Annotated in this window: 22 protein-coding genes; 19 read left to right on the forward strand and 3 right to left on the reverse strand. The window is 38.3% G+C overall.

Going from position 1 to position 15,954, the window contains the following annotated elements; translation table 11 throughout:
- The first annotated feature begins 42 nt into the window (after positions 1–42).
- The 6 genes from DWX29_RS11695 to DWX29_RS11720 all read left to right on the forward strand — a co-directional run bounded on the left by DWX29_RS11695 (position 43) and on the right by DWX29_RS11720 (position 7,120).
- Positions 43–216: a cysteine-rich KTR domain-containing protein gene (locus DWX29_RS11695; RefSeq protein ID WP_002779755.1), complete on the forward strand. Its 174-nt coding sequence runs from the start codon at positions 43–45 to the stop codon at positions 214–216.
- 64 nt (positions 217–280) lie between these two features.
- Entirely contained in the window at positions 281–733 is a 453-nt protein-coding gene (locus tag DWX29_RS11700; RefSeq protein ID WP_117528999.1) for a MarR family transcriptional regulator, read from the forward strand.
- A 47-nt stretch (positions 734–780) separates the two neighbouring features.
- A complete protein-coding gene (locus DWX29_RS11705; RefSeq protein ID WP_117650382.1) occupies positions 781–2,526 on the forward strand; it encodes an ABC transporter ATP-binding protein in 1,746 nt (581 codons plus the stop codon).
- Between the two features lie 18 nt (positions 2,527–2,544).
- Positions 2,545–4,431 (forward strand): ABC transporter ATP-binding protein, encoded by a 1,887-nt coding sequence (locus DWX29_RS11710; RefSeq protein WP_117529000.1) that lies wholly within the window; start codon positions 2,545–2,547, stop codon positions 4,429–4,431.
- 54 nt (positions 4,432–4,485) lie between these two features.
- A complete protein-coding gene (locus tag DWX29_RS11715; protein ID WP_117529001.1) occupies positions 4,486–5,766 on the forward strand; it encodes an amidohydrolase family protein in 1,281 nt (426 codons plus the stop codon).
- A 232-nt stretch (positions 5,767–5,998) separates the two neighbouring features.
- Positions 5,999–7,120 (forward strand): IS1249 family transposase, encoded by a 1,122-nt coding sequence (locus tag DWX29_RS11720; RefSeq protein WP_117582137.1) that lies wholly within the window; start codon positions 5,999–6,001, stop codon positions 7,118–7,120.
- On the opposite strand, the gene DWX29_RS11725 is transcribed toward DWX29_RS11720, so the two are convergent.
- The 3 genes from DWX29_RS11725 to DWX29_RS11735 all read right to left on the reverse strand — a co-directional run bounded on the left by DWX29_RS11725 (position 7,082) and on the right by DWX29_RS11735 (position 9,013).
- Positions 7,082–7,843 (reverse strand): MerR family transcriptional regulator, encoded by a 762-nt coding sequence (locus tag DWX29_RS11725; protein ID WP_199412692.1) that lies wholly within the window; start codon positions 7,841–7,843, stop codon positions 7,082–7,084. The two genes, DWX29_RS11720 and DWX29_RS11725, sit on opposite strands and share 39 nt — an antisense overlap.
- A 150-nt stretch (positions 7,844–7,993) precedes the next feature.
- Entirely contained in the window at positions 7,994–8,194 is a 201-nt protein-coding gene (locus tag DWX29_RS11730; RefSeq protein ID WP_004611564.1) for a helix-turn-helix transcriptional regulator, read from the reverse strand.
- Positions 8,195–8,278: 84 nt separating this feature from the next.
- The gene (locus DWX29_RS11735) at positions 8,279–9,013 is read right to left on the reverse strand and encodes an XRE family transcriptional regulator (RefSeq protein WP_118565923.1); all 735 of its coding nucleotides are present in this window, start codon (positions 9,011–9,013) and stop codon (positions 8,279–8,281) included.
- Between the two features lie 235 nt (positions 9,014–9,248).
- On the opposite strand from DWX29_RS11735, the gene dinB reads away from it, so the two are divergent.
- From dinB to DWX29_RS11800, 13 genes are all read left to right on the forward strand, one after another.
- Positions 9,249–10,499 carry a DNA polymerase IV gene (dinB, locus tag DWX29_RS11740; RefSeq protein WP_117627418.1) on the forward strand — a complete coding sequence of 417 codons (1,251 nt, stop codon included), beginning with the start codon at positions 9,249–9,251 and terminating at the stop codon, positions 10,497–10,499.
- 42 nt (positions 10,500–10,541) lie between these two features.
- On the forward strand, positions 10,542–10,784 hold the full coding sequence (locus DWX29_RS11745; protein WP_077326115.1) for a LexA repressor: 243 nt from the start codon (positions 10,542–10,544) through the stop codon (positions 10,782–10,784).
- A 5-nt stretch (positions 10,785–10,789) separates the two neighbouring features.
- Positions 10,790–11,044 (forward strand): hypothetical protein, encoded by a 255-nt coding sequence (locus DWX29_RS11750; RefSeq protein ID WP_004611568.1) that lies wholly within the window; start codon positions 10,790–10,792, stop codon positions 11,042–11,044.
- 176 nt (positions 11,045–11,220) lie between these two features.
- Entirely contained in the window at positions 11,221–11,424 is a 204-nt protein-coding gene (locus tag DWX29_RS11755; protein WP_226801081.1) for a hypothetical protein, read from the forward strand.
- Between the two features lie 170 nt (positions 11,425–11,594).
- On the forward strand, positions 11,595–11,942 hold the full coding sequence (locus tag DWX29_RS11760; protein WP_117582140.1) for a helix-turn-helix transcriptional regulator: 348 nt from the start codon (positions 11,595–11,597) through the stop codon (positions 11,940–11,942).
- A gap of 150 nt (positions 11,943–12,092) precedes the next feature.
- Positions 12,093–12,500: a recombinase family protein gene (locus DWX29_RS11765; protein WP_117582142.1), complete on the forward strand. Its 408-nt coding sequence runs from the start codon at positions 12,093–12,095 to the stop codon at positions 12,498–12,500.
- Positions 12,494–12,715, forward strand: coding sequence for a terpene synthase (locus tag DWX29_RS11770; RefSeq protein ID WP_117582144.1), 222 nt, complete (start codon positions 12,494–12,496; stop codon positions 12,713–12,715). The genes DWX29_RS11765 and DWX29_RS11770 overlap by 7 nt, the downstream gene beginning before the upstream one ends.
- On the forward strand, positions 12,705–13,025 hold the full coding sequence (locus DWX29_RS11775; RefSeq protein ID WP_117582146.1) for a helix-turn-helix transcriptional regulator: 321 nt from the start codon (positions 12,705–12,707) through the stop codon (positions 13,023–13,025). The genes DWX29_RS11770 and DWX29_RS11775 overlap by 11 nt, the downstream gene beginning before the upstream one ends.
- Positions 13,026–13,035: 10 nt before the next feature.
- On the forward strand, positions 13,036–13,407 hold the full coding sequence (locus DWX29_RS11780; protein WP_004611637.1) for a recombinase family protein: 372 nt from the start codon (positions 13,036–13,038) through the stop codon (positions 13,405–13,407).
- Positions 13,408–13,409: 2 nt separating this feature from the next.
- Positions 13,410–13,847 carry a type II toxin-antitoxin system PemK/MazF family toxin gene (locus DWX29_RS11785; RefSeq protein WP_117582148.1) on the forward strand — a complete coding sequence of 146 codons (438 nt, stop codon included), beginning with the start codon at positions 13,410–13,412 and terminating at the stop codon, positions 13,845–13,847.
- Complete coding sequence (locus DWX29_RS11790) at positions 13,831–14,043, forward strand: DUF6462 family protein (protein ID WP_004611639.1); 213 nt, start codon at positions 13,831–13,833, stop codon at positions 14,041–14,043. The genes DWX29_RS11785 and DWX29_RS11790 overlap by 17 nt, the downstream gene beginning before the upstream one ends.
- Positions 14,044–14,177: 134 nt before the next feature.
- Positions 14,178–14,354, forward strand: a complete 177-nt coding sequence (locus DWX29_RS11795) for a hypothetical protein (RefSeq protein WP_004611640.1) — start codon at positions 14,178–14,180, stop codon at positions 14,352–14,354.
- Positions 14,355–14,386: 32 nt separating this feature from the next.
- Positions 14,387–15,622 carry a tyrosine-type recombinase/integrase gene (locus tag DWX29_RS11800; protein WP_117582150.1) on the forward strand — a complete coding sequence of 412 codons (1,236 nt, stop codon included), beginning with the start codon at positions 14,387–14,389 and terminating at the stop codon, positions 15,620–15,622.
- Positions 15,623–15,954: the final 332 nt, after the last annotated feature.

Genomic DNA, 15,954 nt, shown 5'->3' on the forward strand with positions numbered 1-15,954 from the left:
AAAGTCATATAAAATGAGATTTGAAAGGATTAGAGACTAATTATGATGAAATGCGAATGGATATTGTGTCCTGTTTGTGGGAGCAAAACCCGTAATAAAATTAGGAAGGACACTGTTTTGGAGAATTATCCCCTTTATTGTCCAAAATGCAGACAAGAAAGATTGATTAAAGTTGACAACTTGAAGATAACTGTCATCAAAGAGCCAGACGCTTAAGACGCAGAGCCGATTATTTTTGTAATATATTAGAGCATCTAGAAGAAACTATTTATCAAATTTTATGAAAAGGAATGAGCATATGTTTGGAGAAACATTGCATTGCGGTGAACTTATAAAGAGACTTAACGATGCACTTGGAAGAAAGGCTAATAATACGTTGATGTGCAATGATGTCACCCTTTCGCAGATTAAGGTCCTCGCAACTATCAGCGAGGCAGCCGATGAGACGATAACGCTAAAAGAACTTGAAAAGCATTTTGAAGTTAAACAGGCAACGATGGCAGGAATTGCTGCACGTCTGGAAAAAAATGGGATGATAGAGGGGTTTTATGATTCAAATGATAAAAGAATCAAACATGTAAAGCTCACGGCAAAAGGTGAGGAGATATGCAAGACGGCAAGAGCTTCAATGGATGAAAATGAGAGGGAACTTTTAAAGGCACTTAATGATGATGAAAAAGGACAGCTTAGAAATCTTTTGCAGAAAGTATATGACAGTATCAAGTCATGCTGACTGTAGACTTATAAGGTGAATTTAATCGAAGGGAGAATGATAAAAATATGATAAAAACATTAGCAAAATGTATTGGCAAATATAAAAAAGAATCAATTATAACGCCAATATTTACTGCAGTTGAAGTTTTTTTGGAAATTCTTATTCCATTTATAACAGCCTCAATAATTGATAAAGGAATACAGGCCGGAGATATGAGAAAGGTTGGTATTTATGGTGGAATAATGCTTATTATAGCATTTTTGAGCCTTTTTTGTGGTATACAGGCAGGAAAGTATGGGGCGGCAGCATCAACAGGATTTGCGTGTAATCTGAGAGAGAAAATGTATGAAAATATACAGACATTTTCATTTTCTAATATTGATAAATTCAGTACAGCAGGTCTTGTAACACGTATGACAACTGATGTAACTAATGTACAGAATGCTTATCAGATGATAATAAGGAGTGTTGTGAGAGCACCTCTCATGATGATTTGCAGTATTACAATGTGTGTAATAATAAGTCCGAGATTAAGTATTATATTTCTTGTTGCACTTATATTTTTAGGATTTGTACTTTTCTTTATTATATATAAAGTAACACCGGTTTTTACATCAGGTTTTGAAAAATATGATGAACTCAATGCGAGCGTTCAGGAGAATATTTCAGGAATCCGTGTTGTTAAGGCATTTGTACGTGAGGAGCATGAAAATAAAAAGTTTAATAAAGCGGCAGATAATCTTTATAAAACATTTGTTAAAGCCGAGTCATTTCTTGCATTTAACAATCCGACTATGATGCTTGTTGTATATGGATGTATTGTTGCATTGTCATGGTTTGCTTCACATTTTATTGTGTCGGGTTCAATTACAACTGGTAATCTTACATCAATGTTCAGTTACGTAATGAGCATGCTTATGGCACTTATGATACTTTCAATGATATTTGTAATGGTTTCAATGAGTGCGGCAAGTGCAAGGCGTATTTCAGAAGTTCTTAATGAAAAAGCGGACCTTGCCAATCCGGAAAAACCTTATGAAGAAGTGGAAGACGGAAGAATCGATTTTAATCATGTTAATTTTTCATACAGAAAAAACAGTACAGAGGATACTTTACATGATATTGATATTCATATTAATGCAGGTGAGACAATTGGTATTATTGGTGGTACAGGATGCGGAAAATCAAGTTTTGTGAGCCTTATAAGCCGTCTTTATGATGTTACTGAAGGTTCTGTATGTGTTGGCGGAAAAGATGTAAGAACTTATGATATGGATGCACTCCGTAATCAGGTGGCTGTAGTATTACAGAAAAATGTCCTGTTTTCAGGAACAATACTTGACAATCTCAGATGGGGTGATGACAATGCTTCATATGAAGATTGTGTTGAGGCATGTAAACAGGCATGTGCTGATGAATTTATCGAGAGAATGCCTAAGAAGTATGATACATGGATAGAACAGGGCGGTACTAATGTTTCAGGTGGTCAGAGACAGAGACTCTGTATTGCGAGAGCATTGCTTAAAAAACCAAAGGTTCTTATTCTTGATGATTCGACAAGTGCTGTAGATACTGCAACAGACGCAAAAATCAAACAGGCATTTGCCCAGAAAATTCCGGGAACAACAAAGCTTATAGTTTCGCAGAGAATTTCAAGTATTCAGGATGCCGACAGAATTATTGTTCTTGAAGATGGAAAAGTCAGTGGCTTTGATACACATGAGAATCTTATGGAAAATAACAAAGTTTACCGCGAAATCTGTGAAGTTCAGATGCAGGGCGGCGGCGATTTCGACGAATCGGCAGAATAGTGAGAATAGGAGGAAGACATGAAAAATAAAAATGAGAACAAAGAGAAGAATCCGCTTTTATTATTAAAAAGACTTCTTTCTTATATAGTAAAAAATTATAAATTGGCATGTTTCATGGTGGTCGTTTGCATATTGGTTTCGGCACTTACGACATTATGTGGAACTTTATTTATACAGAAACTTATTGATAATTACATTGTGCCTCTTACCCAGATGGCAGTTCCTGATTATTCACCGCTTGCACAGGCTCTTTTAAAACTTGTAGCAATATTTGCAGTGGGTGTTTTATGTTCCTACGGATATAACAGAATTATGGTAAATGTTGGTCAGGGTACTATGAAAAAGCTCCGTACAGAGATGTTTACTAACATGGAATCACTTCCAATCAGATATTTTGATACACATGCACATGGAGATATAATGTCGGTATATACAAATGATATTGATACATTAAGACAGCTTATAAGCCAGAGTATTCCACAGGTTCTTAATTCACTTATAACACTTGTATCAACATTTGTAAGTATGATAGTTCTTGATATACCACTTACAATTGTATCTGTTATTATGGTTGCAATTATGCTTTTTGTGACATCAAAGCTTTCCGCTGCATCTGGCAGATATTTCATTGAACAGCAGAAAGATATCGGTAAAGTAAATGCTTATATTGAGGAAATGATGGAAGGGCAGAAGGTTGTTAAGGTATTCTGTCATGAGCAGGAAAGTCTTGAACAGTTTAAGCAGATTAATAACAAGTTAAGAGAAAGTGCCAACAATGCTAATAAAATTGCAAATATTACAATGCCTATCAATGAAAATATAGGAAATATAAGTTATGTTTTGTGTGCACTTGTAGGTGGTGTGCTTGCATTAAGCGGCTTTTCAGGACTTACAATTGGTACACTTGTAGCATTTCTTTCATTAAACAAGAGTTTCACACAGCCTGTAACACAGATAAGCCAGCAGGTAAGCAGTATTGTAATGGCTATGGCAGGTGCCGGCAGGGTATTTGACCTTTGTGATGAAGTACCAGAGACAGATGAAGGTGATGTTGAACTTGTAAATATATGTTATGATTCAAATGGTGAAATCCATGAAACTGAAGAACTGACAGAGATGTGGGCATGGAAAAAACCAAATGCTGCAAACAAAGATGAAATGTATACAAGACTTCAGGGTGATGTTACATTTGATGGAGTTGATTTTGGATATAATCCTGACAAAATCGTGCTTCACGATATAAAAATGTTCGCAAAACCTGGTCAGAAGCTTGCGTTTGTAGGTTCTACCGGTGCCGGAAAGACAACAATTACCAACCTTATTAACAGGTTTTATGATATACAGGATGGTAAAATCCGTTATGATGGAATTAATATTAATCATATTAAAAAAGACGATTTACGCCGAAGCCTGGGCATTGTTTTACAGGATACCAACCTTTTTACAGGCACGATTATGGACAATATCAGATATGGAAGACTCAATGCAGCTGATGAAGAATGTATAGCTGCCGCAAAGCTTGCTAATGCTGATGGATTTATAAAAAGACTTCCTGATGGTTATAACACAGTGCTTACCGGCGGTGGTGCGAACCTTAGTCAGGGACAGCGTCAGCTTCTTGCAATAGCGAGGGCGGCAGTTGCAGATCCTCCTGTTCTTATTCTTGATGAGGCGACTTCTTCTATTGATACACGTACAGAAAAACTTGTACAGCGTGGTATGGATGCACTTATGACAGGAAGAACTTCATTTGTTATCGCTCATCGTCTTTCTACGGTACGGAATGCAGACTGTATTATGGTTATGGAACAGGGAAGAATTATTGAGCGTGGTACACATGACCAGCTTATGGAAGAAAAAGGCAGATACTATCAGCTTTACACAGGAAAGTCAATCAGTGCGTAAGATTTTGATTAATTGGTATTAAATAAACATTTCAAAAACACGGGGTATAAAAATATGAAATATGCTTATATTAACGGAAAAATACTTGACGGAACCAAAGATATGCAGGTAAAAGAGGGCTTCGTCATACTTACGGACAATGATAAAATTGAGGATATTGTCAAGGCAGGCACGGATTTGAATGGATATGAAAAAGTTGATTTAAAACGCAGATATATTATGCCCGGTCTTATAAATATGCATGTTCACCTTGCAGGTAATGGCAAGCCGCAGAAAAAACAGCGTGATAATGAGAAACTTGTAAAAATACTTATGGGAAATGCACTTATGCGTTCAATTGCATACGGTATGGTTGCCGGATTTGCAAAAACAGAGCTTATGAGCGGTGTGACAACAATAAGAACGGTTGGCGGACTTGGAAGTTTTGATACAAAATTAAGAGATGAGATTAATGCAGGAACAAAGATGGGACCTAGAATACTTGCCGCTAATGAAGGGATTTCCGTGCCTGGCGGACATATGGCTGGCTCTGTTGCTGTTGCGGCGGACAGTATAGATACAGCCTTAAAACATCTGGAGCAATCGGAAAAAGAAAAGGTTGATTTGATAAAGCTTATGATTACTGGCGGCGTAATGGACGCAAAAGAAAAAGGTGTTCCGGGTGAACTGAAAATGTCTCCGGAAATGGTAAAGGTAGTCTGTGACAAGGCACATGAAAATGGCTATTTAGTTGCTGCACATGTCGAATCTCCGCAGGGGGTGCGTGTTGCTCTTGAAAATGGTGTTGACTCAATTGAACACGGTGCAAAAATTGATGATGATACAATTAAGTTATTCAAGGAAAGAAAAGCATTTCTTTGCACAACAATTTCGCCTGCACTTCCGTATGCATTGTTTGATCGTTCGATTACCAACGCAACTGAAGTTGAACAGTTTAACGGAAATGTTGTGTTTGAGGGAATAATTGCATGTGCGAAAGCGGCACTTGAAAATGATATACCTGTCGTTCTTGGCAATGATGTCGGATGTCCGTGGATTACACAGTATGATTTCTGGAGAGAATTGTATTATTTCCACAAATATACGGGCGTTTCCAATGCGTTTGCACTGTATACGGCAACCGCAAGAGCTGCCGAAATGGCGGGAATCGGTGATATTACCGGTACGCTCGAAAAAGATAAATGTGCAGATATGATTGTAACCGAGGAAAACCCACTCGATGACCTCAGAGCATTACGACATGTAAAAATGGTTGTCGCAAGAGGAACGATTATGGAAAATCCTAAAGTTAAAATAAATAAGCGTGTCGAGACTGAACTTGATAAATTCCTATAAAAAAACCCCGCTGCGGCGGGGCTTTTTTATTCATATAGACCTATAGGACAAAATGTGTTGATAGAAACCGCCTTCAGCCCTTGAATTTCAAGGGCTGGGGGCGGTTCAATCTTTTTTGAAACAACTTTGAGGGTGGACAAAACGTGTTGATAAAAACACCTGCATCCCTTGCAAATAAAGGGAAAAACAAGGTTTAATCTTCCTTGAAACAGCAACAACGGAGGAAGATTAAATGAATCAAGTAAATTGTCCTGTATGTGGAAATAAATGTATTAAAGCTGGAAAGACAAAAGCAGGGTCACAACGTTGGCTTTGCAGGAAATGCAATTCATCAGTTACACACAAAATAGACAACTCTGCCAAAGAACTGCAAATCTTCTTGGATTGGTTGTTTGGAAAGGAATCCCAGTCATCAATGCCCGGAGATGGAAGAACATTCAGACGCAAAACCGCTAAATATTGGAATATATGGCCTATGCCGCCTAAAGTCGAGGACAGCAGGGATGTCTTGTATCTTGATGGTATTTATCTGGGAAGAAAAGCGTGCATTTTAATCTGTTGTGATGATAAATATGTCCTTGGCTGGTATTTATGCAGATATGAATATGCCGCTGCATGGACGGCTTTAATGAAACGTATAGCGGAACCTAGAATGGTTGTATCTGACGGTGGAACAGGGTTTGCAAAGGCACTCAAAAAAGTATGGCCGGGTGCAAAACACCAAAGATGCGTTTTCCATGTATTCTGCCAGGTAAGGCGTTACACGACATCAAGACCTAATTCAATGGCAGGTAAAGAGCTATATAACATGGCAAAAGAACTCTTGAAAATAAACACAAAAGAAGAAGCGGATTTATGGATAAAAAGATTTATTGAATGGATAAATAAGTATGAGGATTTCCTGAATGAAATGACAGTTGATGAAAATGGAAACAGGCGTCCTACACATGAACGGATACTGAAAGCAGAAAAGTCATTAATTAAACTTATCAGGGAAAACACGCTGTTTACTTATCTGGACAAAGAATTAAGGGACAAATTTAACACACCTTCTACCAATAACAGAATTGAAGGCAGTGTCAATTCCAGACTTAGGGAAATGCTTAGAAATCATAGAGGATTATCTGTTGAAAGAAGAATAAAAGCGGTTTACTGGTGGTGCTATATGCACTCGCCTGAACCGCTTTCATTGTCTGAAATAATAAATGTTATGCCAACCGATAAAAGCATTGCGGCAATATATCAAAAAATGAATGAAAAGAATAAACTTGAAAAAAGTCTTTCTAGTTGGGGCGATGCCATTGTATGGAGTGATTTACATAATTATGACAGAACGTTTGTTGAATGGGATTAACCCATCAACACGTTTTGTCCTATAACCCATAAAACACATATAATTTGTCAAATACTCTGTTATAATTTCTCCATAATAATTGTTCATCTGCAATTTCGCATAGATAAAAGGTTTTAATAAATAACGGATTATGATACATATAACAGGACAAATAAAAATCCAGTTTTTATTAACTAGGGATGTTGCCACTCCTTTACTCCATTGTACTGGAATTTCTGTCGGCAACTTAGAATAAGACAAAGCCCCAATAATCAAGCATAGTGCGGTAATCATAGTCCAGGTAAGCATACTTCCCCATATATACAAAAAGCTGACTGAATCCAGTTTGAAAACAGTTCGATTATCTTTCCAATAGTCATGAAAATCTGTTACATACTGTTCTACCTGTAATTTTTCATAACTAATACTTCCTTCATCCAGCATTTTTTCGCACATGAGTTTCGCCTTATTCAAATCAGTAATCTGATTTTTTAATACTTCCTTTTGCTTCTCAAGCATTTCCTGCAATGTTACTTTTTCGGATATAATATTTCGTATATCTTCAATAGAAATTCCCAATGTACGTAGATATGCAATCTTCTTTATATTTTCCACATCATTTTTAGAATAATCTCTATAACCATTACTTTCATTTCTCGAAGGCTCAATAAGTTTTTCCTTTTCATAAAAACGGATATTAGAACGGGATAAACCTGTTCGCTCTTCTACGTCTTTTATAGTCATATTATGCCCTCCTTTCGAGCAACTCTATTTTACTTAATAATAAGCTATAAACAAGGTTTACAGTCAAGCATTTATCAAAAAAACTATAGTTGTTGATAAGGACATGAAAAGCTGTCCAAAATAGAAGGTGAACCGGATTGCTGCTCCGACTCAATCTTCCACATGGAATACATCTTCCACCAGCATATTAAAGTACTTTGATATCCGCAGCATAAATTCGGCAGATGGGGTGCTGTCCCCACGCTCTATCCTGCCGACAGTTTTGGTGCTGTATCCAATAGCAGCGGCAAGGTCATCCTGGTAAATGCCTCGCTGTTCACGTATTTCTCTTATATTATTGGTAACCGCCATAAAAATCCCTTCTTTCAGTTCTATAGATATTTTCTTATTGTCAATTATGCAAAATAATGTGTCCGATAAAAATGACTTGCAATTTTATCGGCAATGTCCTGTAATAGCACAAGCATCAGATTTTCCAAGAACTTTTCCAAATATGTCTAAGCGGTCATTTTCACTAACCTTGATAGGTGCATACTTTTCATTGAGTGAGATAAGGAAAATTCCTTCTTTATCGTTTTGTAATTTCTTAATATAGGCTTCTCCGTTAAGAGCGAAGATGCCGATTTCTCCATTAGCAACAGATTCCTGCTGTAATACCCATGCAATCTGACCATCGTGGAATTCAGGTTCCATACTGTCACCACTAATACGGACACCGAAAGTAGTATCTTCCGGTAAGATAGATTCATCTATACATACAGTCTCTTTCGGTCCGTCTACAAGGAAGTTACCGGTTCCAGCTGATACAGCATTTTCAAAAATATCAATGCTTCGGAATGGAATTATCTTAGCAGTCTGCTTTTCATACATTCCGGATGCGTGGAGCAGATTAATATAATCCATAGCTTTTTCCCTGCCTTCATCAGTAAGTGATGAAAAAGGATCAGCAGGATTTACTCCAAAATATGCTTCATACATATTAGTAATACCAAGGATTCTACACACCTTGTAAAATATGGTAACGCTTGGTTCAGCAAGATTTCTTTCCCAGTTAGATATAGCTTTGTAGGAAATGGTAACACCTTCCTTAGCTAATTCATCAGCGAGATCCTGCTGGAGCAAGCCTTTCTTTTTTCTATATGATGAAATGATTTCTCCGATTGAGTACATGCATACGCCTCTTTTCTTTCATTTTGTTGATTTCAAATGTCTCTTTTCACTCCATAGTATATAGCAATAGTGCCAATTATTCAAGTTAAAAATCCAATATAATGGGAAAAAGGACACATGTGTCCGTTGACAGTCGATTATTCTTGGGGTTATACTATGCCCTGTAAGAAACATTACTCATATACTTGGACTAAAGGTTATGGTAGTGACAGATTAAATGCAGGAGGTGATGAAGATGGGAGACAGGGTAATACTTCATTCAGATATCAACTGTTGTTATGCCTCGATTGAGCATCTGCATCATCCGGAGCTTGCAGGAAAGCCACTGGCAGTAGGCGGTGACCCGGAGGCAAGACATGGGATTGTCTTAACAGCCGACTATATTGCTAAGAAGTACGGTGTGAAAACAGGAATGGCACTCTGGCAGGCAAAGCAGGTCTGCCCTGACATAACATTTGTTTCACCAAGAATGGACTTATATCTTCGGTTCTCAAGAATGGCACATGAGATATATGCAGAATATACGGACAGGCAGGAGCCATATGGGATTGATGAGTGCTGGCTTGATGTGACAGGGAGCAGTTCCCTTAAAGGAGATGGATTGCTTATCGCACAGGAAATCAGCAGGAGAATGAAGTCAGAGCTTGGCATCACAGTAAGTGTTGGTGTTTCTTTCAATAAGATATTTGCAAAGCTGGGTTCTGACTACAAGAAGCCGGATGCAATCACAACTATGTATAAGAGTGAGTTTAAGCAGAAGGCATGGTCACTTCCGGTGGCAGATCTTCTATACGTTGGCAAAAGTACGAACAGAAAGCTTGCATTATTTGGTATCAAAACCATAGGTGATCTTGCAAGGGCAGATGAAGATGTGCTTAATAGTCACCTTGGAAAGATGGGCAGTATCTTATGGTCGTTTGCTAATGGCTATGATGATTCACCTGTCAAGCTGGAGAATACCCACGCTCCAATCAAATCGGTGGGAAACAGCACAACGACACCAAAGGATTTAGTATGCGATGAGGATGTAAAGATTGTTCTTTATATTCTGGCTGAGAGTGTTGCAGCAAGACTTCGTGAGAATGGATTCCGGTGCAGAGTGGTTGAGATAAGTGTCAGGGATAATGAGTTATTCTCTTTTACCCGTCAGAAAAAGATTGACCATGCAACAAACATCACCGGAGAGATAGCTGCATATGCTTATCAGATATTTAAGGAAAACTATAACTGGAGCAAGCCAATCCGTAGTGTTGGTGTCAGAGGTGCAGATCTGGTAACAGATAATTATTGGGAGCAGATAGATTTGTTCTCAAGTGTGGAGAAACGGGAAAAGCAGATGAAGATGGATAATGCTGTGGATGAGATTCGCAGAAGATTTGGATTTTACAGTATCCAGAGGGGACTCATGTACCGGGACAGGATTCTGTCGGCAGTCAATGCAAAAGAAGAACACACAGTACATCCACATGGGTACTTTTCAGGTTAGCAACGAGAAGTGCCAATAGAGTAAAGAAGAGGGAGGCGGAACATGAGCGAAGCAGCAAGAATTAATCTGGTAGACAGAGCACCATTGACGGAGAAGCAGCAGAATGTGTATGAAAGCATTATGCAATATCAGCGTGTGAATGGCTATGCTCCTACTATCAGGGAGATATGCAAGATGGTAGGGGTGGCATCGACTTCAAGTGTTTATGCACATCTGAAAATATTAGAAGAAAAAGGCTATATAGCAAGGAAGATGGATGCTTCCAGAGCAATAGCAATCTTGTAAGGAAGGTGATTACATTGAGCAATAAGGTATATGTTGATGTACTTGCAGAGTTTTCAAAGGACGGACTGCTCATTCCCAAAGAGATAACATGGGAAGATGGCAGAAAGTATGAGATTACACGAGTAAAAGACAAGCGTAGAGCAGCCAGTACAAGGGCTGGTGGCGTTGGAGAGCGTTATACCTGCGTGGTAGATGGAAAGGAAATATTCCTTTTCTATGAAGATAACAATATGTGGTTTATGGAAAGAGCCGGAGCCTGATGTGATTGTGTGCTTACAGCACAATTCATATCAGTTGGCTTTAGATCAGCAAAGCCGGGGAATGTGCAGACATTCATCGGAACTCTCGGCAAAAGGCTTGCAAAGGTGATTTCCCTTTCCTTTACGAGTACAGAATTGTAGATTGATGATTTTGTATGAATAAGGAGCGAACTGAATTGAACAAAGAAAATGTTATAGAAATTAGATGTAAAAAATGCAACAAGTTAATGATGGAATATTTTGTATGCGGTGATGATTCCGCTGTGGCACTTCAGAATATTGGAATTAAGTGTGACAGATGCAAGCGAGTGATGATACTCAAGAAGTATTCCGAGGGAATGATGAAGGAACATTCTGAGAATGGAACTTTCAGAATATAACGATTGAAAATTAAATTATAGCCCACCTGATAAGGGCACATCAAAAGATGGAAGCACCAGAGACGCAGGGGAAACGAACAGTATTTATGATACTGGTTTCCTCGTGCGTCTTTTTTAGTGCTGTAAAGGTAATCCGACTTGTTCGTTTCCAAGGGCGGCAAGGAGGATTTATGAGCAGTAAAGCACAGACAAGAGAAAAGGATTATGAGAGAGGATTACGAATTGCTGACAGTAGAAAGGCGATAGGATTATCACAGGATGAGTTAGCTCATAGAGTAGGTATAGGCAGACAGGCAATATCTGCGATTGAAAATGGTGGAGATTTTAAGACACAGACATTAGATAATCTGGCAATCGTACTTGGTGTATCTGTTGATTTCATAATGTATGGAAAGAATGAAGAAAATTCAGAACTGTTATCTGAGGCAATGGATGTTCTTTCAGATATGGATGAATTGCAGATAAGACAGTGCCTTGCAATGATGAAAGCGATGAAAAGCGTGTCAGTTGGAAAGTGATTGTCGTGTTTACACGACATAATTGTCGCCTGTACACGGTCGGCAATAAAGCAGTAAGAGACTAGAATGAACATGTGCTTGAGATACAGCACACCACGAGAGTGGAGGCGCCAAAACTCTCCAATACGAAATCGTAAAGGAGACAACAAAATGAATAAAAGAGATTTTAACGTAGTAGGAAACGAAGGTACAGATAATCAGGAGCTTGCAAAGGGTATTGCATTTGTAAAGTCACGCAGAGCAGAACTTAATGTAGTTCAAATGGTTGAAAGTATGCGTGATCAGGCAATGCCTAATGGAGTAATAATCAATGATGCGTATTGTGATCGTTCAATGACAAGGGACTATGACAGAGAAGGTCTGAATGCTTTCTTTTCAACACTTAAAGAGGAAGACTTTGAGGTTGTAGTAGTCAGAAGCCTGAATGAGATCACAGATGACATTTATGATCTGGAAGAATTTGTGAATACCATTACTGATATGGGCATATGGCTCTATTCTCTTGAAGTCGGTCCGGTGCCAATTACTGTATCTCATGCAGAGGACTTCGGATGCTAAAGGAGTTCTCTAGTAGAGAAGCAGCAGGAAATCTTTCGGGTCGGGACAAACAAGTCCCGGCTGTGAAGGATTGCAGATTTACACAGACTGCATTTGGTACAGTAGTACATGATTCGAGTGGGAAGTGGCTTGGTCAGTATGAGACAGAAGATGCGGCGGTAGAGATGCTTAGAGAAATGGCACGGGACAATGGAGGGTACGACGATGAAATATGAAGGATATAAAATTGGTCCGGTGATTCGTGATATCCGTAAGGACAAAGGACTTCTCATTGAAGAGGTTGCCGCTAAAACCGGAATAAGTGTTTCGACGCTTGGACAGGTGGAGCAAGGAGGAAGAAACTTGAGCATGAAAAATTTGTATATGCTTATGGAAGTTTATGAAACAGACGCAAATAGCTTACTTGCAATAGACTGTACACCGGATTCATTAGATTCGAGGCTAAAGCGGTTACCTGCAGATAAGCAGGATTATTTGGAAAAGACATTTGATTTTATGATAGAGCAGGCTTTGAAGTCAGCATAGGAGGCAGAGAATGAGAAGAAAGATTAAAAAGATGGATTGCATAGAATATCTTTCAGTGCAGGCTCCATTGGAAAAAGTAAATATGCTTGAAGACAAGCAGAGCAAATATATACATGAATTTGTAAAGAGAAAAGAATATTCAATCGTGGGAAAGATAAGACGCAATGGCTTTTCGCAGAGAGATGTTGATCGCCAGTGGAATCAGATTGTGAATATGATCCGCAAAAAGCAAATCAGTGGAGTAGTTGTTGCGAATATGGCAGCTATATCCAGCAGTGTTGCGGATGCTTATTTTAAGGTAGGACTGGTTATTGAAGCAGGCGGCATTGTGGTGACTGTAGATGAGGGCAGATTGGATATGCACATCAAGAAGGGAGCATAGATATGAGCAGACGAACAGAAAAAAGAAGATATGGTAAGTATAATAAATTTGATGTCGTGTATGCAGATTTTGGAAAAAATCCACATGGCATCCAGGGAGGAATCAGACCAGGAATAATTATTTCATGTGATGCCAGTAATCATGATGGTGCACCACAGGTGTCAGTAGTCCCTTTGAGCAGTAAGTTAAAGGATATTCCGGTACATGTGATTTTAAATCCGAAGGATGTGAGTGGATTTGGATTAAGTAAGATATCTGATTTTATGCCTGAAGATGCACAGACAATTTCAAAAGGCTGCATTAGAGCAAAAAGTGGAACTATCATTGAGGATTCCGGCGTGAGAGAAGAAATAGACAGAGCATTGATACGACAGTTTGATCTGTTACCTGTAGCTCGCAAAATGGTAATGGAGGAGTTAGCAAATGGACAGCAGAACTAAAAAGACTAATAATAAAAGATTTGTCAGATATTCAGAAGGAGCAGAGATGTATTCAATGAGTGTGTCAAAGTTTATGCAGTTAGCGAAGGATGCAAAGGCATGTTATAAAGTGAATCAGCTGGTGTTGGTTAATCTGGATATTATTGATGAATATCTGGAGACTTTCCATATTGTAGATGACGAGTTTTATAAGTAATTATGAGAAATGACGCATTGATATAGAAGAAATACAAACAAGTATGGAGAAAAATGAGCCAAGAGAGAAAAAATGTATTGACTTTCGGTCAGACCAAAAGTATAATATGACTAAGATATGAAGGAGGCATACAGATGGCTAGAACTGGAAGACCAAAAGCAGATAAACCTTTTGATCATAAGGTAACTGTTAAATTCAAAGAAGAGGAATACCAGATAATGGTTGAGTATGCTGAGACTCATAATCTATCCATTTCGCAATTGATTAGAATGGGTGTTGAATTACAAATGAAGCAGCAGGCTAATCAGTAGAACAGGCTCTTTTCTCCGGAAAGGAGAGAATAATGGCTTGTAGAAAAGATGGTAAAGGCAGAGTATTAAGAAAGGGTGAGGGTTACAGAAAAGGCGACGGAAGATACTCATATGTATATATTGATCCATTAGGCAAGAAAAGAACCATTTATGCAAAGTCTTTGGTGAGGCTTCGAGAAAGAGAAGAACAGTTACAAAAAGACCAGTTGGATGGACTTGATATCTATGTCGCAGGAAAAGCTGATGTAAACTTTTTGTTTGACAGGTACATATCAACTAAAACAGAATTGCGTAGCACTACTTACAGTAATTATTTGTATACATGGAATCATTTTATTCGTGATACATTTGGCAAGAAGAAAGTAAGAGATGTGAAATACTCAGACGTGTTATTCTTTTATACAGACTTGATTAATAATCAGGGATTACAGATTAATACGCTTGAGACAATTAACACAGTACTAAGACCTACATTTCAACTTGCTGTCAGAGATGATATCATAAGGAAGAATCCGGTAGACGGAGCATACTGTGAAGTAAAAAAGCGTAATGGTGGTGCCAGAAAAACAAGGCGAGCGTTGACTGTGGATCAGCAGAGAAAATTCATGGAGTATGTAGCAAAGAATCCGTTCTTTTATCACTGGTATCCATTCTTTGTATTTTTGTTAGGAACTGGATGCAGAATAGGAGAAGCAATTGGGATACGCTGGGATGATATTGATTTGGAAAATCGAATCATTGATATCAATCATAGCTTGACCTATTACCAGAGAGCGGATGATTCATATAAATGTGAGTTTAGAGTATCTTTGCCAAAGACAGAAGCTGGTAATCGTAGAATACCTATGATGCAGCAGGTATATGATGTGCTTCAGGAAGAATATGAGAGACAGAAGCAGGAAGGCTTTTGCGTTGAGAATGTGGATGGAATGACCAATTTTGTATTTACAAACCGATTTGGGATGCCACATAACCCAGCAGCAGTAAACCGGGCAATCAAGAGAATTGTGGATACACATAATTCAGAAGAAGAGGTGGCTGCTAAAAAGGAGAAGAGAGAACCTGTTATGATTCCAAGATTCTCCTGCCATATCTTCAGACACACGTTTGCATCAAGATTTTGCGAGAATGAAACCAACATCAAAGTAATTCAAGAGGTAATGGGACATGCTGATGTATCGACTACCATGAACATATATGCAGAAGCAAACCCAGATGTTACCAAATCAGTAATTGAGAAATTATCAAAAAATATGGATATTTTTTAGAAAAGAGTCCTGCGATTGAACTCTTTGAAGATTGAAAATATACCTATTCATACTGGGATAAATATGCTATACTCATCTAGTATTGAAGTGTTTGACACGGCAGTACATGTCTTAAAATAAAAAGACGTATTTTAAGGCGAATGACATCTTTTAGACGCACAAAAGTCAAAAAAACGTCCAAGAGTGACCAAGTATATAGAATCCGGGAAAGCCTATTTTCCAAGGGTTTGCAAGGATATACAAGAGTTAGCTTAGCAATCAAAAAAATTCCCAACAATGAAGAGCTTAGACAGCCCTGTTAAGGAAAATAAGGCAGCTAAGAGTGATGAAGC

It is taken from the genome of Eubacterium sp. AF19-12LB, assembly GCF_003479125.1.
In the GTDB taxonomy this organism is placed as follows: Bacteria; Bacillota; Clostridia; order Lachnospirales; family Lachnospiraceae; genus Eubacterium_U; species Eubacterium_U album.